This is a genomic window from Bacillus sp. NPDC057893, assembly GCF_042796455.1.
Classification (GTDB): Bacteria; Bacillota; Bacilli; order Bacillales; family Bacillaceae_G; genus Bacillus_A.
Genome location: NZ_JBHVNG010000002.1, coordinates 35,152 through 57,949, shown reverse-complemented (window position 1 = coordinate 57,949; position 22,798 = coordinate 35,152). Strand labels below are relative to the sequence as shown.

Here is a 22,798-nt window from a genome sequence, read left to right as displayed (position 1 = left end):
AAACTTTTCACCTCTTTGTAAATTTAGTGTAAATTTTACTAGCAAACCGTTTACAGTTACTCAAGGTTCAGTTAATAATTACATCGTACATGAAATTTAAGGAGTGGAATGCGTGGAATATAATGTTCAAGAAATGATCTTCCAGTTCATTGGTGGATTAGGTATTTTCTTATTCGGGATTAAATACATGGGCGATGGACTGCAACAAGCAGCTGGAGATCGTCTTCGCGATATTCTAGATCGCTTTACAACGAACCCACTTATGGGTGTACTAGCAGGTATGTTAGTTACTGTATTAATTCAATCAAGTTCAGGAACAACTGCTTTAACGGTCGGACTTGTAAGTGCCGGATTTATGACATTAAGACAAGCAATTGGTGTTATTATGGGTGCGAATATCGGAACGACAGTTACTGCATTTATTATCGGAATTAAAATCGGAGAATACGCTCTCCCAGTTATGGCAGTTGGAGCGATTTTACTATTCTTCTTTAAAAATAAAAAAGTACATTCTGTAGGTCAAGTTGTATTCGGTTTTGGTATGTTATTCTTCGGTTTAGAATTAATGAGCGCAGGTATGAAACCTCTTCGTTCTTTAGAGTCATTCCAAGATTTAATGGTTAGCATGAGTGATAATCCAATTCTAGGAATTATTGTCGGTACAGTCTTCACTTTAATTGTACAAAGCTCAAGCGCAACAATCGGTATTTTACAAGAATTATTTGGCCAGGGTGCAATCGATTTACAAGCTGCCCTTCCTGTATTATTCGGTGATAACATCGGTACGACAATTACAGCAGTATTAGCAGCAATCGGTACTTCAATTGCAGCAAGACGTGCAGCATTAGTTCACGTTATCTTTAATATTATTGGTACCATTATCTTTACGATTATATTGATACCATTTACAAGTTTAATTCAATATTTCCAAACGTCATTAAACTTAAATCCAGAAATGACAATTGCATTTGCACACGGAACATTTAACGTAACGAATACAATCATTCAGTTCCCATTCATTGCAGTATTAGCCTGGATTGTAACAAAAATTATTCGTGGTGAAGATGCATCCATTAACTTCAAACCACAACATTTAAATCCAATCTTTATTGAACAATCTCCAGCTATTGCTTTAACAGAAGCTCAAAAAGAGATTATCCGTATGGCGGAGTTTTCATTAGATGGATTAAAAGAAGCAAACCAATTTTTAAATACACAAGACAAAAAACACGCGAACATGGCTACTCAATTAGAAGGCGCTATTAACAATTTAGATAAAAAAATTACCGAGTATTTAGTTTTACTATCAGAAAAACCACTTTCACCTTCAGATTCTGAAAAACATTCCGTTTTAGCAGGTGTTGTCGGAGATATTGAACGTGTCGGTGATCATGTAGAAAACCTTGTAGAACTTGTAGATTTCCAAATTTCAAACCGTGTTTCACTATCGGATGAAGCACTAGCTGAACTAAATGAAATGCTTGAATTAACAATTTCAACATTACAAGATGCAATTAATGCTTTAACAAACTTCGACACTGAACTAGCTCAAACGGTTATTGCAAAAGAACGTAAAATTGACCAAATGGAACGTGTTCTTCGTAAACGTCATGTGTTACGTCTGAACGAACGTAGCTGTTCAGGTGATGCAAGCATCATTTTCGTTGATATGGTAAGTAACTTAGAGCGTATCGGTGATCACGCTGTAAATATTGCTGATGGCGTTTTAGGTGAACAAGGAAAAGTAAATTTAAAGCAATCATTATAATAGGAAAAGAGACGCTCAAATTAGCGTCTCTTTTTTCATTTCATATTTACAACCGTTCTTCCTTTTAATTTTCCTTGCAGTATAAGTGTAAACTTCTCATCTAATTCTTTTAATGTACATTCTTCTGTATAAGATAATAGCTCTGAATTTTTCCACTCACCTGCTAGCAATGCCCACACTTCTCTTCTCACATCTACTGGACATTGAACTGAATCTATTCCTAAAAGGCTAATCCCTCGTAATATGAATGGGTATACAGTTGTATTTAATTCATGCCCTGCTACGTTACCACACGTTGTTACACAGCCTCCATACTTAACTACCTTTAAAGAACTTTCTAACATGTTTCCGCCTACAGTATCGACAACCCCAGCGTATATTCCTTTAAGCATCGGTCTTCCTGATTCATCACTCAACTCCGCGCGGCGAATCATCTTTTTTACACCTAAACGTAGCAGCATCTCTTTCTCTTCCATTTTCCCTGTTGCCCCTACTACGCTATATCCTAGCTTTCCTAAAATACTAACTGCTACACTGCCTACTCCGCCCGTAGCACCCGTTACTAAAACATCTCCCGTACTAGGTGTAATTCCCGCTCTAATGAGCTTATATACCGATAAGGCAGCTGTAAAACCGGCTGTCCCGTACATCATACTTTCCTTCAAAGACATTTCTTTTGGTAAAGGAACGACCCAAGATGATGGCACGCGAATATATTCTCCGAAACCACCAGAAGTATTCATGCCTAAATCATATCCAGTTACAATGACTTGATCCCCTTCCTTAAAGGAGTCATTTCCACTACTAACAACCTCTCCCGCTGCATCTATGCCAGGTGTATGAGGATATGTTCTCGTTACACCTTTATTACCAGTAGCTGAAAGGGCATCTTTATAATTTAATGAAGAATAATAAACACGTATTAATACGTCTCCTTCAGGTAAACTATTAATTTCTCTCTCAACAAGCTTTCTTTCAAATTGATTATTTTCTTTTTCTTTCACAACAATTGCTTGGAATGATGTATGATTCATTACGCTCTCTCCTTCATCCGTAGAATACTTCTTTATTATATAAAAAATGAATGTAAAGCTAATCGCTTCTTCTTGGCTATATTTCAACAAATCTTACTTCTCTATCACTTTCTCACAATACATATTTTCATTTCTACTAAAACACATTATACTTGTTCTACATCTTTAAAATAAAATATAGAAAATCTGACTTTTTATAAATAAATTGAATTTTTACGAAATGTAAATGATTTGTAATGTTTTTTTTCGCTAAATTTCATTATAATAAGTGGATATGAGTGTCGTATTTCAATCCAAATGAAGGAGTACAAGAAATGGAGCAAAACCCATCTTTACAAGAAAATACACGAAGTAAACCGAAAAATAGTAAGAAAAAAACAAAAATTATTATAAGCGTTATTCTATTCTTTTTAATAGTAGGTGGCGGTTATACATGGTTTTTAGTAAATAAAGCATCTTCTGCTGTTCGAAACGCCGCTCACGATTTAGCACGCGGTGATAAGTCTGATTTACGTGCTAAAGCTGTAAAACCTATTACAAATAACGTCTCTGTCTTAATAATGGGCGTTGATGAAAGCGATGTCCGCGGAAAAGAATATGGTGAAGCTATAAGAACGGATGCACTATTACTTGCAACGTTTAATAAAGATAGCAAAACTGTAAAGCTATTAAGTATTCCACGTGACACGTATACTTATATTCCAGTAGAAAAGAAAAAAGATAAAATTACACACGCTCATGCATTCGGTGCTACCAAAAACGGAAAAGATGGTGGACCACAAGCTAGTATTGATGCAGTTGAAAAATTAATGAATGTTCCCGTCGATTACTTTGTAAAATTCAACTTTAAATCATTCATGAAAATCGTTGATGATTTAGGCGGCATTGAAGTTGACGTACCAGTTGAGTTTACTGAACAAGATAGTAATGATAACGCCGATGCAATTCACCTGAAAAAAGGTGTTCAAAAGTTAAATAGTGAAGAAGCTCTTGCTCTTGCTAGAACAAGGCACATTGATAGTGATGCAATGCGTGGACAACGTCAGCAACTTGTTATTGAAGCAATTTTAAAGAAACTAACAAGCGCTGGGTCTGTAACAAAAGTTGGAAACATCATTGATGATATTAACGGACAATTCGTTACAAACTTAACATTCGATGACATGCTTTCATTCTATAAATATGGATCGGATTCGGAAATTGAGAAATTACAACTTCAAGGTGAAGATTGTTACATGGCAAAAGGTGATGATACATGTAGTAAGTCAGCTGGTGGTGGCCGAACTTACTACTACAATCCAGATAAAAAAGAATTAGCTAATGTTACAAACGAACTTCGTAGTCACCTTGGACTACCTGCATATACAAAATCAGACTCTGACTCTGATTCTGATTCTAAAAAAACAAATTCAGAGAAAACGAAAGAATCTACATCCGATTCGAAAAAAACAAGCTCAGAGAGAACGAAAGAAGCTGACTCTGAAGATACAAACAAACATGAATCAAGTAACAACAAGCATAATGATAATAGTAGTAAAGATACAGAAACATCGTCTAATGACAATGAATAAAGTGAAGCAGTGCTCTATGGAGGTAGAGCACTGCTTCTTTTTAATGCTTTCAAAACAAAAAATCAGAACTTTCCAACTATCTTTTTTAATATTTTTAAATTATAATAAATAATAGTAATCTATTCCAATTATCAGGGGGCTCATACATATGAAAGCTGCAGTAAAACATAACATTTCAGATTTTAAAGAGTACTTAAAATCAAACGATATATACATGGAAGAAAATATAGATGAAAATGATGGTTCGGTACATTTTTCAGTAGGATTAGAAACAGAAGCTGGCGCAAAAATTCAACTTATCGCTGCTTTCCAAAGCGAACATCCTGCTGTGGATATATACTGCTTCAATGTTGCTCTTGTACCTGATTCAACATCAAAAAATGACATTTTACATGTCATCAATGAATTAAACACATCTTATCGATTTGCAAAATTCACGCTAAACAAACAAAATGCAATTGATATTTCAACATCTCTTGCATTCTCAGAACCAAACTTTAATCCCGCACTTGTCTTTGAACACACGAGAATGCTATATAAACTGGCAAACGATGAATATAAGAACTTAATGAAAGTTATTTGGGCGTAAATAAAAAGATGGTGCTACAAGAGCACCATCTTTTTATTTCGATATCATATCAATCCACATCTTTATCGCAGTTCCTACAATTAAAGCGGACAATACATATTGCAAAATTTTTTGATTCAGTCTCTTCCCTACTTTCACTCCAAGAGGAGCGGCAAATAAACTTGCTATCGCAACGATAAGAGCCGGAATAACAACTATTTGTCCAGTAATCACTTTCCCAGTAGTAATTCCTATCGAGGAAATAAAAGTAATAGCGATAGAGGTTGCTATTGTCGTACGTATCGGTAGTTTTAAAACAACTAGCATAATCGGGACTAAAAGAAACGCACCACCAGCCCCAATAATGCCGGAAACACTTCCTACAATAAACGCTAACAAACTAGCTAGCCATTTATTGTACATAATCCCCTCTGATCCCTTACGATCGCTTCGCTTCGGTATAAACATCATAATAGCCGCGATAGTAGCTAATATTGTATAAACAACATTTACAGCATGCTCATTTAATAAATTCGCGCTAAAGCTACCTACAAAGCTTCCTATTAATATACTAGCTCCCATATACACAACCAACGTTTTATCCATATCGTTACTTTTCCTGTACGCCCACGCGCCTGCAAAAGTTGCAAAGAATACTTGAACCGCTGTAATACCACTCACTTCATGTGATGTATATCCGGCAAATCCTAGCAATACTGGAATGTATAAGATCATCGGATAATTAATAATTGCACCGCCAATCCCAACCATCCCTGATATGAACGAACCTATAAATCCAATAATAAAAAGTAGTACTGTTAAACTCATATTGTATCCCCCGCCTTCTAAAAAGAAGGTGATTTAAATAAATAAATTCACATTCCCATCCGAAGCATCTGCTAAATATGCACCTACTCCTGCAAACTCTACCCCTTCCATAATCTCTTCCTCTTTTAACCCTAATAAATCTACTGTCATTTGACAAGCTACAAGCTTAACCTCTTGCTCTTTCGCCATATCAATTAAATCTGGCAAAGACATCGCATTATGCTTCTTCATAATGCCTTTAATCATCTTTGGCCCCATACCAGCAAAATTCATTTTTGATAATCCCATCTTATCAGCGCCGCGCGGCATCATTTTTCCAAACACTTTCTCTATAAACGTTTTCTTTACTTTCACATGCTCATCTTTCCTAAGCGCATTTAAACCCCAGAAAGTATGAAAAATAGTCACCTCATGATCGTACGCCGCTGCACCATTTGCAATAATATAAGCTGCCATCGCCTTATCATAATCTCCACTAAATAAAACAATCGTCGTTTTCTTCTGTTGTTCCATGTTGTTCTCCTCCTAATTACCTATAGGGGTATTTAACTATTTATAAAAAGGCTCAAATCATTTATCTCCGTACTATACAACTTTACCTTCCCAATCTAACATACCACCTACCATATTAATCGCTCGAAAACCGTAGCCTTCTAAAAATTGAACTGCTCTTGCACTTCTCTTGCCTGAGCGACAAACGATAATATATTCTTTATTTTTATCCAGTTCATGTATTCGAAACTCTAGTAAACCTAACCTAATATGAATCACTCCTGGAATTTTCCCTTCCATCACTTCTTCCACTTCACGAACATCAATCACATGTATCTCTTCATTTCGTAACAATCTTTCCTCTACTTCTCTCGCTGTTATTTCTTTCATCTTGCTATCCCTTCCTTACAAAGCGTTCATACCGCCTGAAACATTTATAATGTGCTGAAATCCTAATTTCTTTAATACTTTTGCTGCTTGCTTACTTCTCATCCCGCTCTGACAAATAACGATTACTTCCTTATTTTTATCTAGCTGATTTGCCTTACTAACTAACTCATTTAGCGGGATATTCTGAAATCCTCTCATATGATTTCCTCTATATTCACCTACTGTACGAACATCAATAAAGTACTTCCCCTGTTTTCCCACTATACTTTTTAATTCTTTTCCATTTATATTTTGAACACCTTTCACCGGTAAAAAACGTGAAATAACAAACCATGCAGCAAGTACAATGAAAAGCGTACTTAATATTGTATTCATATAACCAACCTCTCCGCCTTTATAAAACTAGTTCTTCACTACGCCTTCTTAATCCAAAACTTCAGCACATCGTCTTCTATATTATGCTTTACTATTTCATGACCGCCTGTTTTTGACCATGCTGGAATATCTTTTACTGATCCTTTATCTGTTACATGTACTTCTAACACTTCTCCAGATTGTAAAGTATCCATCGCTCTCTTCGTTCTTACAATCGGCATCGGGCATGCTAAACCTTTCGCATCTAATACTTGTTTTATATTCATCATCTATCCCTCCAATTTGTTATTAATTATGAACTGCACAGCGATTTGGACCAATCTCCATTTCACGCTCTTCTTCCACACTCGGATGGATTTTCCCCATATTCGTTTGACGAATTTCTTCATAAGCATTCGGCTGAGGTGGTAAATTCTCTGTTACGATTTTACGAAATTCATCCGCACATTTAATATTTAGTCCTGCATTAGACTCAAATAATTCTTTTAAACTGGCACTTACAATACCATTCTCATCTATTTCACTTATTTTTGAGTAATGAGCTGGTAAAACAATTAACTCTTGAGATAATTCCTTATAGCGCTTATATAATGTATTTCGTAAATCGCTCACCCAATCTTCAGCCTTACCAGCAAGATCTGGACGCCCGATTGAATCTACAAATAAAATATCGCCTGATAATAAATAGGAATCATCTACAATAAATGACGTACTCCCAATCGTATGCCCTGGTGAGTATAACGCGTCAATTCCAATTTTGGTACCCCCCACCGTAATAACAGATCCTTCTACAAGTCGTTCGTATGAGAAAACGACTTCCTCCGCATCTTTTGGAGGTAACCAATACGTACCACCTACTTTTTCAGCTAACTTACGACCACCAGAAATATGGTCTGCATGTAAATGTGTATCCATTACATTCGTAATAGTAACTCCATGCTCTTTCGCAAATTCCTCGTATGCTTCAACCGTTCTTACTGCATCAATAACTGCTGCTTCACCTTTTGAAACTACCATATAGGATAGGCAGCCTTTTCCAAGACGGTTAAATTGATATATACTCCCTCCGCCCTGTACATCTCCTACTTTGAGCGGCTTTACATATTCACTCCAAGCTTTCATCCCACCAGCTAAATAGGAAACATCGTTGAAACCAGCATTCAACAATTGCTCCGCAACAAACTGCGAAGAACCTTCTTTCGCACATACGACTAAAATCTCTTTTTCTCTCGGTAATTCATCTACAATATGATCTACACCATCTAACAAGTCAAAATAAGGTTTATTTATAGAAGAAACTTGTTTCCCTTCAATTTTCCAATCTTCATAATCCGTCTCATTACGAACATCTAAAATAAACAAATCTCCGAATAAAATTTTCTCTGCAACATCTTTTGCTTGTAACATCTTAATGTTCATTTAATTACCCCCGTAGGTATATTTTTATTTAAAAAATTTTATTTCTCCACATTCCCTTGCCACTCTAACATACCTGGAATGACATTTTTCACGTTTGAAAAACCTTTTTCTTTCAACATTTGACACGCTATATCACTACGATTACCCGTTCGGCAAACAACATAAATTGGTTTCGCACTGTCTAACAAAGCACTATCTAATTCACCTAACGGCACCGAAATTGCGGATGGAATATGACCAAAGACGAATTCCGCTTCTTCACGAACATCTAATACAGTGCAATCCTCACCACTTAATAATATATTTTGCAATTCCCCATTCGTAATCGTATAAGGATATTTCACAACTTCATTCACTTCATGCTCATGGGCTTTTCTTACATAATGCTTTAATATATCTCCCTCTTGTTTCGTCCCGATATATTGATGCCCTACTTTACTCGCCCAACTTTGAATATCTAACGTAGATCCTTTATCTGTTGCCTCGATTTCAATCACTTGCCCTGATGCCAATCTTTCCATCGCCTTCTTCGTCTTCACAATCGGCATCGGACAAGCCAATCCTTTACAATCTAAACTCGTATCCACTTTTATACTCATCGTCATTTCCTCCCTAATCACTATACATATACCTATAGGGGTATAATAAAATGTTTTTGAAAATCTGTCAACACATATGTTTGACAGATTATCGGCTTTTTACAAGTAATTGAACAGCTTCTTTAATTAATTCTTCATTTGAACCATTTCCACTTTCAAACTGTTCACGTAAACATTGCTCTAAATTTGTTCCCACAACGAGTCCAATTGTACGATCTAGCGCAGAACGGGATGCAGTTAACTGTGTAATAACATCTCGGCAATCTTTTCCCTCTTCCATCATGCGAAGCACACCACGAACTTGACCTTCAATACGTTTCAATCTATTTTTCATATCTTGATTATATTCCATCCTATAATCACCTCATTACCATTATGTCACCATTTATAACTTATGACAATATATTATACCCCTACAGGTATTTTGTAAACCCCTATTTTTAATTTTCACCTTATATGTTCGCTAAACAAAAAGTGAAACCTATCAATATACAACACGTTCTGGTAATACTGTCCCATACAATTTAAAACCACCATCTATGTTCTTTACCTTATATCCTTTTTCCATTAACATACGTGCTGCAACATATCCCCTCATACCAAGCTGACAAGTAATATATATTTCTTTATCTAATGGCACTTCATCCAAGCGATCACGTAATTCATCTAATGGAATATTAATAGAACCTTTAATCATTCCTTGCTTTAATTCATTAGGCTCTCGAACATCAATCAGATATCCCTCATTTTCAACAATACGATCAATTTCATGCCATTGTACTGTATCAACAAAACCATCTACTATATTACTTGCCGCATATCCTACCATGTTTACTGGATCTTTCGCAGATGAATATGGTGGTGCATATGATAATTCTAAATCTGGCAAATCAATTACAGTTAAATTTGCTTTCATCGCTGTTGCAATAACGTCAATACGCTTATCTACACCGTCACGCCCTAGCGCCTGTGCTCCATAAATTTTTCTATTTTCTTTATTGAAAATTAATTTGATTAGTACTGGGGTAGCATTTGGATAATATCCAGCATGGGAATTTGCTTGTACGTGTACTACCTCATAGGGTATATTTAACCGTTTCAATATTTTCTCATTTACTCCCGTCGAAGCAACTGTTAAATCAAAAACTTTAGCTATAGAAGTTCCCATCGTACCTTTATATAAAGAATCCATATGACCATGAATAATATCTGCTAACATGCGACCTTGACGATTAGCTGGCCACGCTAAAGGAATCATCGTTTCTGTTTCTGTAACAAAATCTTTCACTTCAATCGCATCACCGATTGCATATATATATGAATCCGACGTTTGAAATTTTTCATTTACTTTTATCGTTCCTCTAACTCCTAGTGCTAATCCTGCATCCTTTGCTAAACGACTCTCTGGTTGTACACCAATTGCTAAAATAATCATATCTGTCTTTATATTTAAACCGCTTTTTAAACGCACAATAGTTCCGTTCTCTTCTATAGCATCCACACCATCTTCAAAAACAAGCTCAACATTATGCTGTTTCATCTGTTCATGTACATACGCTGCCATCTCATAATCAATCGGTGGCATTACTTGATTTGCCATCTCTACAAGAGTAACATCAAGTCCTCGTTCTCTTAAGTTTTCAACCATTTCAATCCCAATAAATCCGCCACCAATAATCGTCGCATGACTTGGTTTCTTCTCATCAATGTATGCTTTAATACGATCTGTATCAGGTACATTTCGTAATGTAAACAACGCCTTCGCTTCTTCAATACCCGGAATAGGTGGAACAATTGGTTTTGCCCCTGGTGAAAGAATTAACACATCATATTCCTCGTTATATGTTTCATTTGTAGTTACATTCTTTATAGTAATTGTTTTCTCTTCTTTATTAATCTTTACCACTTCACTTAATACACGTATATCTAAATTAAAACGCTTTGACATCTTTTCAACAGTTTGTACTAATAGTTTTTGTCTTTCTGTAATTACACCGCCAATATAGTATGGTAATCCACAATTTGCAAATGAAATATATTCACCACGCTCAACCATAATAATTTTATCTTCTTCACTTAAACGACGAAGCCTTGCAGCGACTGATGCCCCGCCCGCAACCCCACCTACTACAACAATTTTTCTAGACATATTTTAAACCTCCATGTTGTTTATTATTTAATTTCTCCATGTATTATAAACAAAAAACTCATACCCGTATGGGTATATAATAAAATATACAAAAATCATTTTCAATATATATATCTTTTGTTCACAAATTCGAAACAAAAAAGAACCTAGATAGCTCCAAGTTCTTTTACGTATATTTCTATAACTTTCTGTACAATGAAATCTGCTGTATTCTCCTCTGGCGGCATCAACAAGTTTGTAACCGGCCCATACACAACAGGATTTAATTCCACTTCATACCCACCATATGCATATTCCTCTTTTGTCGGTAAGTAACCAATATATCCATTCGTATAGCCACCAAAGAAAGCTAGTTCATTTTGAAGACTCTCTTTTATTTCTAACGCAGTTTCCGAAAAAGGTTCCATCGGTATTCCAGCGAACATACCATCATTAATTTGAAACAGTTGAACTTCTAAAACGATACTTAGCTGCCGAATATTTTGCTTATGTTTCTCTAAAACGATAGTAAGCCATTCATCTGTATTCACACCCCACTGTCTCTCAGCTAATCGAGCCATTCCTCTTATCTCATCAATTTCAGGAATATCCTTCAATTTCATTTGCATCGTACTCGAAATCGTTCTTAATTTTACAATTGGGCTATATGTAACTGTTGGTAGCATCGTTAATACATGTCCACCAAGTGTGTAAGCCATTTGTTTTAATGCTTTCCTTGAACCACGATACTTCGCGTTCACGTTTCCGGCAGCACCTTGAACAATAATAACAGGACAGTTTACTATCTTCTCAAGAATCCCTCTCGTCATTCCAGGATAATCTGCTGATAATACATCACTATCACCTTTTAAAGCATTCGGATGAGCAGTACAAAATACTACAATCCCAGATAGCTCCTTCGTTTCAGCATCTCTCATTGCTAACATGCCAATTCGTTTATCTACAACACCCCCTATATTTATTCCCATCTTCGCTTTTCCATCAGATGTTCTCTCTCTTCGGTTTACTCCCATATCACCTGTCGTAACACCCCATCCAACTTCACATAACACCATGTTGTTATTTGCAGTAACAGCACCGTGCACCACATTATTTACTAAAATCGTTTTATACGACTGTACTAGCGGATCATCACCGACCGTTTCTGGACCGGAATGCGTATGAGTATAAACAACCGTTATTCGCTCAAATGGGACATGAAGCCTACTAGCTACTCGCTCACGAATAATATTCGTATCTTCTACTAACATCCCAATATTATCAATGCTTATAAACACAGTTTTTATTTCATCTTTTTCAAATACAAAGACCGTCCCATAAATACGCTCTTCAATATTATTAATTCCTGTATCTCTATGATATCCGATAAAATCAATGCCTAAAGGCGGCGTAATATCCACCTTGCATACCCCTACTTTGCTCATTTGAATCTCTCCATTTCTCTATGTAACTCCCTTTTTTCAAGAATAGCATATTTGACTTTTTATCACACATACTTCCGATATACTCACAACGATTTACTAAAAACTCTCATAATAATACAGTGAGGTTCTCTTCAATTATCCCTTGTAAATCTTGAATTACTCTTCTTTCACTGGATAAATTGACAGAATATACCCTTATTTTTTGTTTTTGTTGAATTCCCGTAGATTCTTCTAAATACCACGATTCCAAAACTTCACTTGATGGCTTAGCAATAGCTGATTGATGTGGATACAACAAAATTACCGTTGAAACCTTCTCATACCTAGTTAAATACGCATACATTTGAAATAGATCTTCTCTTTTTACTCCATGACGGTTTCTAGAACCATTAATAAATTTCCATTTTGTATCAATAATCAGCTTTTCACTGTCATTCTGCAAAACAACAATATCAGGTTTCAATGGATATACCTCTCTATCATTAAACTCATTAATCATAAGTTTATATTTCTTATGCTGACCCATCACTTTATGTTCAATACATGTATCTAATAAATTAGCAATATACTTCTCAAACAATTCATCCATTCTAAATAAAATCGAAAAACTTTTTTCTTTTCCGAAACTTGATAATGAAAACATATTTTCTAATATCATTCTTGCTAAAATAAAAATTGGTTCAAACCTTCTATTTAACCTATTAAAATAAACTGTATTAAAATCCATGCTTGTTATTGTTGAAAATGCCAGCTCATCAAAATAAACAGAACATCTTTTCAATTTCTTTAAGGTTCCTAATTGTTTCACATTACTCATTAATTTTTCAATTGCACTTTTCAAAATATAATTTAATTGGGTTTCAGCAGAAAATTCTTCATATTGACAATGTACACGATTAACACGAGTTGCTTGATTTTGTAATTGTTTATGAAAAAGAATATTCCCTTTTACTACAGATAAGTTCTCCTCTAGTTGAACATACTGCATATAAAGCCCCTTCATTAATTCTTTTTCCAACATCAATGCAAATAGCTCTCCAAACATTTCTAATAAATTATGCTTACACATTTGATTCATACTCATATTATTAACATTAATCTTTAGACTTCCTGTCCTATACAACATTTGTAATAACATTTTTCTTGATTCTTCAATTTCTTTATCAGAGCTGTTTATCTGCGTTTTAGGTAGGATTTCAATAGATACCGTTGTTAGTTGAATAAAACCAACATAATTAATAAATGTTACGCTATTTCTTCCCCATTTAATACACTTCTTATCAAGCTTACTACTTCCAATATACTTTTCTAAGTCTCTAGCTTCTTTTTCAGTTAAACATTGTGAACAATTTTCCTTAATCAAAACTTTTCCTGCAACTTCATATGTTGTGATATGTTTCATATCCTATCCCTCATATATATTTAAAAAAGCTTGTTCATTCGGATTTTCCACCAATTGATATTTCTTTATAGTTTGATCGTAATCTAATTCAGTTTTAAAAATTCCTTGAGCAGTTTTTTCTTCTTTTGTTAAGAAATATGAATTATCCCCCAGTTTTCCAGCTCCACCTAAAACAAGTTCCACCTTCTCCCAATCTTCATAAAAATATTCTTGTAACAATGGGATTACTTTAAACTTCATAATTTCAACTAGCTCTTCAAAAGTTAAATTTTCTTTTATAAAATAGGCATGTCCGATTGTATGGTTACGATCAATTAAAAACTCAATGCGCTCATTTAATACTTTTAGCATTTTCTGTACTTCTATATTCCCTATTTTTTCTGGTAACAAATTCGGTTGCGGCATTAGTTCCTCAAAATGAAATCTTCGGCGTAATGCTGTATCCATCATCGAAATAGATCGGTCAGCGGTATTCATTGTTCCAATAATATAAAGATTACTAGGAATACCAAATGATTTTTTCGAATAAGGTAAAGTTACCTTTATTTCATTTGTAGCATCAATTCTTTTGTCATCTTCAATTAAAGTAATAAGCTCCCCAAATATTTTCGAGATATTTCCTCGGTTAATTTCATCTATAATAAGTACATAATTATCCGTTTCTTCATTAACTGGTTTTGTTTTTGTAAGCAAACGTTTTATTTGCTGCATATTTAAATCCATTTTTCCAAATTGATATATTGTTTGCTGCGATAATACTTTATCTTTTAAAATTTGGTCGACACCTATTGTTTCGCCATAATATAACCACTCTACTTCTCGAAAGTGTTTATATCTAATCTCTGAATCTTCAACATAATTATAATCACCAATTACCTTCGCAATGGCTCTAATTTTATGGTTACCTTCAGAAATGAAAATAATATCGTCCTTCTTCATCCAATTTTTAAACCGATTAATTGCATCAACATTAAATACCTTATCATCCTCAGCATTGTATGAATAAAATTTCTCATGTACAGCTTGGCGATCTATACATCCCTCATAATCAATATTGCCGCCCCAACCTAATGCAACACAATTATTATCAATACAATAGTTGTAGATATCTTCTCCGTATTCCTCTTGAATGCCACCTAAAGACATTTTATAAAATTCAATCTCATTCTCATCAAAATCATATACAGAAACATCCTTTGTTTCTCCTAATACCGCTGTTTCACATATTCTTTTAAAAATACCATCCTGTAATATGAATTTTCCTTCCTCGTCACTTCTTAACCCTTCCACAAAATCTTCATATGCGAAAGATTGATGAAATGTACAAAAAGAAATACGATTTTGTTCACTTAATTTTTGATAGGCTTCCATTACAGCTAAACGGTTTCCCATTATTTGTTTGTACTGTTGAGGCATAATGATTTCAAGCGCTTTCTCCGCAACTGTATATGTTTTTCCTGTTCCTGGTGGTCCATATAGAATCGTATTTTTTTGTTGCATTATCTTATCCCTCTCTTCGGTTACATTCTTATTCCCTATATGCGACTCAATTTCCCCATTTAAACTTCTATAATTCTGATTTAACAATGACTTGAGCACACTATCATTATCTTTTTGCCAAGGCTTTCCGTTAAGACGATCCTCTTTAAAATGAATCATCTCTAAATCTTCCAACTCAACATTTTCTTCATGTTGTAACAAAAGTTCCATTCCTTTTTTCTTTGCAAACTCCAACCTCTTATATACAACTACTGATGCAAGCTCTTCATGATTTGCTAAAACTTTAACTATATACTCTGCCTCACTGATCTTACCTGTAAGGATGTAATACTCAACCTCTTTCCCTACCACATATTTTCTTTGATAAACTTGCAGTTCAAACTCCCCCACGCATCTTATCCCCCTTGAATAAAAAACAAAATTTAAGAAACTAACAACATTATCACATATACGTTTACCAATTTCATTAAATTACCAAATCAATAAAAAAGCCGCTGATTCCAGCGGCTTCCTCTCACACATACTTCCGATGCACCATCTTCCCGTCATAAGAAAACACAACGCCCTTACTCTCCACAATGGACTCCATATGCACCGTTCTTCCCCATAGCTGATGAAGATACGGTAATACTTTTTCTAAGTATTTTAAATCTAGCTCAATTCCTTCATAGCTATGTTTAATGTACAATTCCCCATTCTTTAAGTAGTCGCCATCTTCTACTACTAAGTATGGGAAACCTCCATTCGTACGCATATTTACGAGTTGATCGCGTACATGTTCCCACTCTTTATCAATTACTTTATATTCTTTTCCTTGGCGCTGGAATAAGTACATATCTTCTCTCATTACGAGTTCTTTATTTAAGTAGTTTCTTAGGAATGATACATCCCATTCAATTTCTCGTACTTCAAACATTTTCTCACGACCAGAGCCTGGCTTCACACCGCGCCGCTTCATTTCTTCTGTCGGATTGTTGTAGCGTTCTTCAATATCTTCAAACATTTTAATACCGAGGTAGTATGGATTAATACTTGTTTTTGATGGCTGTACGACACCTGCATTTAATTTCGCAAATTCAATTGCTTCACCAGATGTTAAGTCCATTTCACGAAGTATGCGTTGATGCCAGTAGGAAGCCCAGCCTTCATTCATGATCTTCGTTTCAAGCTGTGGCCAGAAATATAACATTTCTTCGCGCATCATTGTTAATATGTCGCGCTGCCAATCTTCTAGCTCACGGCTGTATTCTTCAATAAAGAGGAGTAAATCTTTTTCTGGTTGCGGAGGGATTTTCTTCTTTTTATGCATATTAGGTCTTTCCCTCTTTTTGTTTCGATCATCTAAATTCCATAAATCATCGTACTGTGATATCTTTTTCTTTTCTACATCCTCTTCTAAATCTTCAATACTCCATGCAAGTTTCGGGCGCATAAGTGATGGATCTATATGTTCTTGAATGGCAAGTACTGCATCCAAGAACGTTTCTACCTCTGCTTTTCCGTACTTATGCTCATATGCTTTCACACGTTCAGCTGTTGCTGACATGCTCTCCACCATATCACGTTTCGTATTAGAAAAACGAATATTATTTTTGAAGAAGTCACAGTGCGCTAAAACGTGCGCCACGATTAGTTTATTTTGAATTAAAGAATTCGTATCTAATAAAAAGGCGTAACATGGATCAGAGTTAATAACGAGTTCATAAATTTTACTAAGTCCCAAATCGTATTGTAATTTCATTCTAAAAAATTGCTTTCCAAAACTCCAATGCGAAAACCTCGTCGGCATCCCATATGCACCAAATGTATAAATAATTTCCGCTGGACATACTTCATAGCGCATCGGATAAAAATCAAGACCAAATCCAGTCGCAATTTCAGTAATTTCAGCAATCGCATATTGTAGTGCTTTATCGTCACTTGTTCTCATTATTTTCCCTCCTTACACTTTCCCTTAAGAAAGTGTATGATGGGGAACAAGCTTTCATGAGGATTGATTACATAATAAAAAGACACCCTCGTAAAAAACGAGAATGCCTTCCAAATTAACCCTCAATAATCTCCATCTTCTCCGTAATCGGCGTACGAGCTTTTCCTTCTGGTGCTTTATCGAAATAGCCGATGTGAAGAATTCCAATGATGCGTTGACCTCTTGTTAAACCGATTCCTTCTATAAATAGTGGATTATAGTTTAATCCACCTGATTTCCAAACACATCCTAAGCCACGTTCCCAAGCAAGTAATTGGAAGTTTTGCATAAATGCACATGTTGCAGCGTAATCTTCGTCACGTTGAATTTGACGCGGATCTTCATTAATGTACACAACGATTTGTGCAGGGGTGCTTAAGAAACGGTCAGATAAAATTTTGCCGCGTTTCGCTCTTTCTTCTTCTGTGAAAGAGTTTAATACTGCGTCTACTAATTTCTGACGACCTTCTCCAATGTATAATTTACAATTCCATGGCTCGCGATGTTTATGATTCGGCGCCCACGTTGCTTCGTTTAATAGTTCAATTAATAGCTCTTTTTCTACTGCTTTATCTGTGAATGTACGAACAGAACGTCTTTCTTTAATAACGTTTGCGATGGAAGTATATGTAGTCATATTTTTCTCTCCCTTATTTTTATCTATATGTATAAATCCGTCATTGATATTGATTTTCAATTTCGATTATAACCTAGTTTTTCACTATTAATCAATGTTTTATGTTGGAAAACCAAGAAAAACTTCTTTTTATACTGTGAATAAAAAAACTTAACTTGTTCACAAGTTTTTCACATTTTATGGAAATGATATGTGTAAGTTTTCCACATTACCCATCTAGGAGGAGTTTACATGTATAAGAAAATCGTAGTAAGTATGACTATGGCAGCATTATTGTGTGGGATATCTGTCTTTCCTGCTTCTGCTTTTGCTTCCGCTGCCACGCCAAAAGAAGTAACCATGCACCATCATAAGCCAGTTTCAGAAGAAGAAATGCAATCATTAGAAAAACTCGGCTATAACAAACATGAAATTTGGAAAGCTGCCCACATTGCAAAAATAAGTAAAAAAGAAATTAAGGACGTTTTAGCTTACTATAAGCAAAATAAATCTTGGGAGAAAACAGCCGAGCATTTCGGTGTAGATCCAAGTAAATTGAAAAAGCATCATATGAATAAAGAAACGAAAAAAGCACTACTGCAAGAATTAGCAAGTATGCAAAAGTCCACACCAGATGGACTAAAACAAAAAATGAAAGAGTATAACATAGGCTTACGTCAGCTCACGGTATTAACAATCATCGCTCAAAAAAGTAATACTTCTCTCGATGATGTACTGAAAATGAAAAAAGATGGGATGGATATTAAACAAATTGCGGAAAAACTAAATGTTAAAAAAGAAGATATACGGGCAGAAATGATTAAATTAGTGAAGTCTATTAAAGAAAAGAAAACAAATTAACATGCCAAAAAGGAAGAGATATTCATCCCTCTTCCTTTTCTTTATGAACTTTCAATTTTCAAGTATAAATTCCCGTCTTTCCCAAAAACTAACATAAGTAAATAATGTAGGTAAGGGGTGAGAAAATGTTTCGTTCTTCGTCTAAAAAGAATAAAAAAACAATCTGTTCCATTCCAGAATTTATCCAAACTATGAAAGGATCTAGTGATTTCGTTTCTTATAACATCGTAGAAGATGGGACGTTATGTTTGTTTTACTATAAATCTACAGCCGAATCACTCCTCATTAATCGATTCATTTTAACACCTATAAAAAGAGAATTAGATCACATTGAAAATATAAGTGATATAGCAAATATCGTCACACTTGAGGAGATTATCACTAATCCTTCTATTGATGACATTCGTGAAAAATTATTAAGTGGTTATGTACTTATACAACTAAAAAATGATTCTCAAATCGCAGAATATGCACTTATTCGTGCTGAAAGTTCCGTTTTAGGTACACGGCTATATAACGATACTGAAAATGAATATAGTGTCATCGGTCCAAAAGTCGGATTTGTTGAAAATATTGATACAAATATACACTTACTTCGCCGGAATATTGTAACGGAGCAATTAGTTTTCAAAGAAGTTGTAGTGGGCTCTATATCAAAAACAAAAGTCGTAGTTGCTTACATCGAAGGCATTACGAATGAACAGCACGTTAATACTGCAATGCAGCGCCTACAAGACATTGACTTTGATGTTCCTTTCGATGCAACTATGATTGAACAGTTTATTAGTGATAACAGCAACTCTCCCTTCCCTGTTTTACTCCCTACAGAGCGTTTAGATCGTTCCGTTTATGCATTATTGAATGGAGGAGTTGTCATTTTAACAGACGGTTCACCATATGCATTAGCTGGACCAGCGACATTACTCGATTTCTTCGTCTCTCCAGAAGATTATTATTTACCATGGATAGCAGGCTCATTTCTTCGAATGGTTCGCTTTTTCGGAGCAGCATTCTCGCTATTTTCATCAGCTATTTATACAGCTGTATTAACGTATCACTATCAAATGATTCCTGCGGATTTACTAGGCCCGATTATTTTTTCAAGAGCTAATGTACCCTTTCCGCCTATTTTAGAAGCACTTTTTTTAGAAATCACAATCGAATTGCTCCGTGAAGCTGGAGCACGATTACCTACAAAAGTTGGACAAACAATCGGCATCGTTGGCGGGATTGTAATTGGCCAAGCATCTGTTCAGGCTGCTTTAACGAGTACCATTTTATTAATTGCAGTTGCTTTATCAGCACTCGCTTCTTTTACAACACCAACTGTAAAAATGTCTTCTACTATCCGGATACTACGATTTCCACTTATTCTTTTAGCTGGTGCATTTGGGGGCTTAGGTCTCATTGTAGGATTCGTATTCATATTAGCTCATTTAATTCGCTTAAAATCACTTGGATCACCTTATTTATTACCTCTATATCCATTTCGCGGTTTAGGGACAGCAGAAGGCCTCTTTCGCTTGCCATTTAGTCAAACTGCAGGACGTGCCTCTTTTCTAAGACCAAAAAAGAAATGGCGCTATGATCCAAACAAAGCGAAAGAAAAGCATGATGGTGAAGAGAAATGAAAAATACTTTATTATGCTTTTCCATTATCATTTTAATTTTCCAATCCGGCTGTACACAACCAAATATAGTAGACACACAGCGAATTATTCATGTAGGTGGATTTGATATAACGAAAGATAAAAAATTTCGCGGGACGATTCTCTATCCCGATTACACAAGGGGCGTGCAATCAAAGCCTCAAACTCAATCAACGACTGCTGGTACCATTGAAACAATATCTTCACTTCTAAACGCCAAATCACCACATACGATCGCTGTAGGTCAAATGCGTGTTGTCCTATTTGGAAAATCATTTGGTGAACGTGGAATTGGGGATGTTATTACCAACTTACAACGTGATCCTAATATTGGCCGAGATGTGCAACTAGCGCTTGTAGATGGTTCAACAGAAGAATTACTTAAACATGTCAAAACGAATGGATCGCTATATCTATCTGATTTACTGGAGCAAAATATAGAAACCGAGACAATCCCTCGGACAGCTTTAAATATTTTTTTATATAACTTTTATTCATCTGGATGCGATCCATTTCTTCCTTATATTAAAGTTGATGAAGACAAGTCCGCTTCCATTAAAGGACTTGCTTTTTTAAAAAAGGATAAAGTGGTTATGTACACAGATAAAAAAGGATCTTTTTTATTAAAATTACTCATTAATCCAACTAAAAATGGGCGTTACGAAGTTCCGATACGTCAAGGTAAACATAAAGGATTGATCGCTACTCAAAACTTATCTGGAAAAAGTTTTTGTTCTCTTTCCCAAAACGGTGACATTCCGAAAGTTAACATCCACTTAAAGTTAAATGGACTTATAAAAAATGCTCCCGACTGGCTCGATTTAGCAAAGAACGAAAATATAACTTACGTAAAAAAACATGTAGAAAAAACGCTTGAGAAGCATTTAAACGAATTAATAAAACAATTCCAAGAAAAAGAAATCGATCCAATAGGGATACGAGAAGAAATTCGTAGTCATTCAAGAAAATGGACTATACAACAAATTCAAGAAATGTACCCTAGCGTAGACGTTGCTGTTAATGTGCAAATTAATGTCGTACAATCTGGTATCGGAGAATAGTGAGGTGCTATAATGGCTGAACAAGATAAAACACATACTGTTTCCCCTTATTTCACATTCCTTCTATTACACTCCCTTCAAATCGGAGTAGGTGTGTTAGGATACCAAAGAATTATTGCGCAATATGCCGGTTATGATTCTTGGATTTCCCTTATTGTCGCTGGTATTGCAACTCATATCGTGTTATTTTGCATGCTTAAAATGTTAGAAAAAGATAATGATTTAATGAATATTCATACGACATGTTTCGGAAAGTGGATTGGAACATTTTTTTCCGTATGCTTTGCTGCATACCTTCTATTATTTTGCCTTACTGTTCTTCGTACATATATTGAAGTCATTCAAGTTTGGGTCTTTCCTACAATTAAACCGTGGAAATTAACGTTATTATTTTTACTCGTAACATATTACGTAATAAAAGGTGGATTCCGCTCTGTAACAGGAATCTGTTTCTGGGGCGTCATAATACCGATTTTCGTACTATTTTTCTTAGTTTTCCCAATGAAATATGCACATGTCCGTAACATTTTCCCAATTCTCACTCATTCACCTTTAGACATTCTAACTGCAACTAAAGCATCTGCATTAGAATTTCTTGGATTTGAAGCAATCCTTATTTTTTATCCATTTATAAAAAAAGGAAAATCGTTAAATAAATGGGCACATAGCGGTATTGCTTTTACAACCATTCTATACGTAATATTAGCGCTTGTTTCCCTTATGTACTATAGCCAAGGACAACTACATCATACAATTTGGCCAACATTAACGATGCTAAAAATTATTAAGGTTCCCTTTATCCAAAGGTTTGAGTACATTATTATTTTCTTATGGTTTCTTATTATTTTACCTAACCTTTGTTTAACGATTTGGTCTTCTTGTTGCATTACTAAGAAATCTTTTCGCATACCATTTAAAATTACATTGCCACTTTTTATCACAATTATATTTATTTCCTCCCTATTTTTTACAAACCGTGAGAGTATCAATGCATTAAATACAATATTATCCCAAATAGGCATGTATATTGTCTACGCTTATGTACCGATTTTATTTCTATTCCATTCACTGCGGTGGCGCTTCAAAAATCGTTCAAAAAAAACTTCTCCCTAGGTGTGCTTTA

Annotated in this window: 22 protein-coding genes; 7 read left to right on the top strand and 15 right to left on the bottom strand. The window is 35.1% G+C overall.

The genetic code is table 11. The annotated features are described in order from the left end of the window. The first annotated feature begins 112 nt into the window (after positions 1-112). Entirely contained in the window at positions 113-1,768 is a 1,656-nt protein-coding gene (locus ACFVQC_RS08960) for a Na/Pi cotransporter family protein (RefSeq protein WP_377891254.1), read from the top strand. A 35-nt stretch (positions 1,769-1,803) separates the two neighbouring features. Here ACFVQC_RS08960 and ACFVQC_RS08955 read toward each other — a convergent pair whose 3' ends face one another. Then, the gene (locus tag ACFVQC_RS08955) at positions 1,804-2,802 is read right to left on the bottom strand and encodes a YhdH/YhfP family quinone oxidoreductase (RefSeq protein ID WP_377891252.1); all 999 of its coding nucleotides are present in this window, start codon (positions 2,800-2,802) and stop codon (positions 1,804-1,806) included. Positions 2,803-3,116: 314 nt separating this feature from the next. Between ACFVQC_RS08955 and ACFVQC_RS08950 the strand changes: the two genes are divergently transcribed. Both ACFVQC_RS08950 and ACFVQC_RS08945 read left to right on the top strand, forming a co-directional pair. Further along, on the top strand, positions 3,117-4,373 hold the full coding sequence (locus ACFVQC_RS08950) for an LCP family protein (protein ID WP_377891250.1): 1,257 nt from the start codon (positions 3,117-3,119) through the stop codon (positions 4,371-4,373). A gap of 148 nt (positions 4,374-4,521) precedes the next feature. Further along, a complete protein-coding gene (locus ACFVQC_RS08945) occupies positions 4,522-4,962 on the top strand; it encodes a hypothetical protein (RefSeq protein ID WP_002010734.1) in 441 nt (146 codons plus the stop codon). A 33-nt stretch (positions 4,963-4,995) separates the two neighbouring features. On the opposite strand, the gene ACFVQC_RS08940 is transcribed toward ACFVQC_RS08945, so the two are convergent. The 14 genes from ACFVQC_RS08940 to ACFVQC_RS08875 form a co-directional block, all read right to left on the bottom strand. Further along, entirely contained in the window at positions 4,996-5,769 is a 774-nt protein-coding gene (locus ACFVQC_RS08940; protein WP_002063893.1) for a sulfite exporter TauE/SafE family protein, read from the bottom strand. 33 nt (positions 5,770-5,802) lie between these two features. Then, a complete protein-coding gene (locus tag ACFVQC_RS08935; protein WP_002063892.1) occupies positions 5,803-6,282 on the bottom strand; it encodes a DsrE/DsrF/DrsH-like family protein in 480 nt (159 codons plus the stop codon). A gap of 72 nt (positions 6,283-6,354) precedes the next feature. Further along, complete coding sequence (locus ACFVQC_RS08930; protein ID WP_377898175.1) at positions 6,355-6,651, bottom strand: rhodanese-like domain-containing protein; 297 nt, start codon at positions 6,649-6,651, stop codon at positions 6,355-6,357. A 15-nt stretch (positions 6,652-6,666) separates the two neighbouring features. Then, positions 6,667-7,026: a rhodanese-like domain-containing protein gene (locus ACFVQC_RS08925; RefSeq protein ID WP_377898174.1), complete on the bottom strand. Its 360-nt coding sequence runs from the start codon at positions 7,024-7,026 to the stop codon at positions 6,667-6,669. A 38-nt stretch (positions 7,027-7,064) separates the two neighbouring features. After that, on the bottom strand, positions 7,065-7,295 hold the full coding sequence (locus ACFVQC_RS08920; RefSeq protein WP_002150428.1) for a sulfurtransferase TusA family protein: 231 nt from the start codon (positions 7,293-7,295) through the stop codon (positions 7,065-7,067). 19 nt (positions 7,296-7,314) lie between these two features. Continuing rightward, positions 7,315-8,445 carry an MBL fold metallo-hydrolase gene (locus ACFVQC_RS08915; RefSeq protein WP_377898173.1) on the bottom strand — a complete coding sequence of 377 codons (1,131 nt, stop codon included), beginning with the start codon at positions 8,443-8,445 and terminating at the stop codon, positions 7,315-7,317. 38 nt (positions 8,446-8,483) lie between these two features. Next, on the bottom strand, positions 8,484-9,044 hold the full coding sequence (locus ACFVQC_RS08910) for a sulfurtransferase TusA family protein (protein WP_033706433.1): 561 nt from the start codon (positions 9,042-9,044) through the stop codon (positions 8,484-8,486). 88 nt (positions 9,045-9,132) lie between these two features. Continuing rightward, positions 9,133-9,396: a metal-sensitive transcriptional regulator gene (locus ACFVQC_RS08905; protein WP_002063885.1), complete on the bottom strand. Its 264-nt coding sequence runs from the start codon at positions 9,394-9,396 to the stop codon at positions 9,133-9,135. Positions 9,397-9,528: 132 nt separating this feature from the next. Next, a complete protein-coding gene (gene cdr, locus ACFVQC_RS08900) occupies positions 9,529-11,193 on the bottom strand; it encodes a CoA-disulfide reductase (protein ID WP_377898172.1) in 1,665 nt (554 codons plus the stop codon). Positions 11,194-11,339: 146 nt separating this feature from the next. Beyond that, entirely contained in the window at positions 11,340-12,617 is a 1,278-nt protein-coding gene (locus ACFVQC_RS08895; protein WP_377893552.1) for a neutral/alkaline non-lysosomal ceramidase N-terminal domain-containing protein, read from the bottom strand. Between the two features lie 106 nt (positions 12,618-12,723). Continuing rightward, positions 12,724-14,019: an McrC family protein gene (locus ACFVQC_RS08890; RefSeq protein ID WP_377893553.1), complete on the bottom strand. Its 1,296-nt coding sequence runs from the start codon at positions 14,017-14,019 to the stop codon at positions 12,724-12,726. A 3-nt stretch (positions 14,020-14,022) separates the two neighbouring features. Then, the gene (locus ACFVQC_RS08885; RefSeq protein ID WP_377893555.1) at positions 14,023-15,909 is read right to left on the bottom strand and encodes an AAA family ATPase; all 1,887 of its coding nucleotides are present in this window, start codon (positions 15,907-15,909) and stop codon (positions 14,023-14,025) included. 124 nt (positions 15,910-16,033) lie between these two features. Next, on the bottom strand, positions 16,034-17,449 hold the full coding sequence (gene spoVR / locus ACFVQC_RS08880) for a stage V sporulation protein SpoVR (protein WP_377898171.1): 1,416 nt from the start codon (positions 17,447-17,449) through the stop codon (positions 16,034-16,036). A gap of 115 nt (positions 17,450-17,564) precedes the next feature. Continuing rightward, a complete protein-coding gene (locus ACFVQC_RS08875; protein ID WP_002150450.1) occupies positions 17,565-18,125 on the bottom strand; it encodes a nitroreductase family protein in 561 nt (186 codons plus the stop codon). A 231-nt stretch (positions 18,126-18,356) separates the two neighbouring features. Between ACFVQC_RS08875 and ACFVQC_RS08870 the strand changes: the two genes are divergently transcribed. From ACFVQC_RS08870 to ACFVQC_RS08855, 4 genes are all read left to right on the top strand, one after another. Next, positions 18,357-18,965: a hypothetical protein gene (locus tag ACFVQC_RS08870; RefSeq protein ID WP_377898170.1), complete on the top strand. Its 609-nt coding sequence runs from the start codon at positions 18,357-18,359 to the stop codon at positions 18,963-18,965. A gap of 125 nt (positions 18,966-19,090) precedes the next feature. Continuing rightward, positions 19,091-20,596 carry a spore germination protein gene (locus tag ACFVQC_RS08865; protein ID WP_377898169.1) on the top strand — a complete coding sequence of 502 codons (1,506 nt, stop codon included), beginning with the start codon at positions 19,091-19,093 and terminating at the stop codon, positions 20,594-20,596. Further along, positions 20,593-21,675, top strand: coding sequence for a spore germination protein GerYC (gerYC, locus tag ACFVQC_RS08860; RefSeq protein ID WP_377898168.1), 1,083 nt, complete (start codon positions 20,593-20,595; stop codon positions 21,673-21,675). The genes ACFVQC_RS08865 and gerYC overlap by 4 nt, the downstream gene beginning before the upstream one ends. 12 nt (positions 21,676-21,687) lie before the next feature. Beyond that, positions 21,688-22,788 carry a GerAB/ArcD/ProY family transporter gene (locus ACFVQC_RS08855; RefSeq protein WP_377893562.1) on the top strand — a complete coding sequence of 367 codons (1,101 nt, stop codon included), beginning with the start codon at positions 21,688-21,690 and terminating at the stop codon, positions 22,786-22,788. Positions 22,789-22,798 lie beyond the last annotated feature (10 nt).

What these genes read in the sequence shown, in the direction of transcription:
- ACFVQC_RS08875 (WP_002150450.1), bottom strand. Translation starts at nt 18,125, where the DNA reads ATGACTACATATACTTCCATCGCAAACGTTATTAAAGAAAGACGTTCT.
- cdr (WP_377898172.1), bottom strand. Translation starts at nt 11,193, where the DNA reads ATGTCTAGAAAAATTGTTGTAGTAGGTGGGGTTGCGGGCGGGGCATCA.
- gerYC (WP_377898168.1), top strand. Translation starts at nt 20,593, where the DNA reads ATGAAAAATACTTTATTATGCTTTTCCATTATCATTTTAATTTTCCAA.
- ACFVQC_RS08910 (WP_033706433.1), bottom strand. Translation starts at nt 9,044, where the DNA reads ATGAGTATAAAAGTGGATACGAGTTTAGATTGTAAAGGATTGGCTTGT.
- ACFVQC_RS08895 (WP_377893552.1), bottom strand. Translation starts at nt 12,617, where the DNA reads ATGAGCAAAGTAGGGGTATGCAAGGTGGATATTACGCCGCCTTTAGGC.
- spoVR (WP_377898171.1), bottom strand. Translation starts at nt 17,449, where the DNA reads ATGAGAACAAGTGACGATAAAGCACTACAATATGCGATTGCTGAAATT.
- ACFVQC_RS08905 (WP_002063885.1), bottom strand. Translation starts at nt 9,396, where the DNA reads ATGGAATATAATCAAGATATGAAAAATAGATTGAAACGTATTGAAGGT.
- ACFVQC_RS08920 (WP_002150428.1), bottom strand. Translation starts at nt 7,295, where the DNA reads ATGATGAATATAAAACAAGTATTAGATGCGAAAGGTTTAGCATGCCCG.
- ACFVQC_RS08945 (WP_002010734.1), top strand. Translation starts at nt 4,522, where the DNA reads ATGAAAGCTGCAGTAAAACATAACATTTCAGATTTTAAAGAGTACTTA.
- ACFVQC_RS08950 (WP_377891250.1), top strand. Translation starts at nt 3,117, where the DNA reads ATGGAGCAAAACCCATCTTTACAAGAAAATACACGAAGTAAACCGAAA.
- ACFVQC_RS08865 (WP_377898169.1), top strand. Translation starts at nt 19,091, where the DNA reads ATGTTTCGTTCTTCGTCTAAAAAGAATAAAAAAACAATCTGTTCCATT.
- ACFVQC_RS08935 (WP_002063892.1), bottom strand. Translation starts at nt 6,282, where the DNA reads ATGGAACAACAGAAGAAAACGACGATTGTTTTATTTAGTGGAGATTAT.
- ACFVQC_RS08870 (WP_377898170.1), top strand. Translation starts at nt 18,357, where the DNA reads ATGTATAAGAAAATCGTAGTAAGTATGACTATGGCAGCATTATTGTGT.
- ACFVQC_RS08955 (WP_377891252.1), bottom strand. Translation starts at nt 2,802, where the DNA reads ATGAATCATACATCATTCCAAGCAATTGTTGTGAAAGAAAAAGAAAAT.
- ACFVQC_RS08930 (WP_377898175.1), bottom strand. Translation starts at nt 6,651, where the DNA reads ATGAAAGAAATAACAGCGAGAGAAGTAGAGGAAAGATTGTTACGAAAT.
- ACFVQC_RS08940 (WP_002063893.1), bottom strand. Translation starts at nt 5,769, where the DNA reads ATGAGTTTAACAGTACTACTTTTTATTATTGGATTTATAGGTTCGTTC.
- ACFVQC_RS08890 (WP_377893553.1), bottom strand. Translation starts at nt 14,019, where the DNA reads ATGAAACATATCACAACATATGAAGTTGCAGGAAAAGTTTTGATTAAG.
- ACFVQC_RS08925 (WP_377898174.1), bottom strand. Translation starts at nt 7,026, where the DNA reads ATGAATACAATATTAAGTACGCTTTTCATTGTACTTGCTGCATGGTTT.
- ACFVQC_RS08855 (WP_377893562.1), top strand. Translation starts at nt 21,688, where the DNA reads ATGGCTGAACAAGATAAAACACATACTGTTTCCCCTTATTTCACATTC.
- ACFVQC_RS08915 (WP_377898173.1), bottom strand. Translation starts at nt 8,445, where the DNA reads ATGAACATTAAGATGTTACAAGCAAAAGATGTTGCAGAGAAAATTTTA.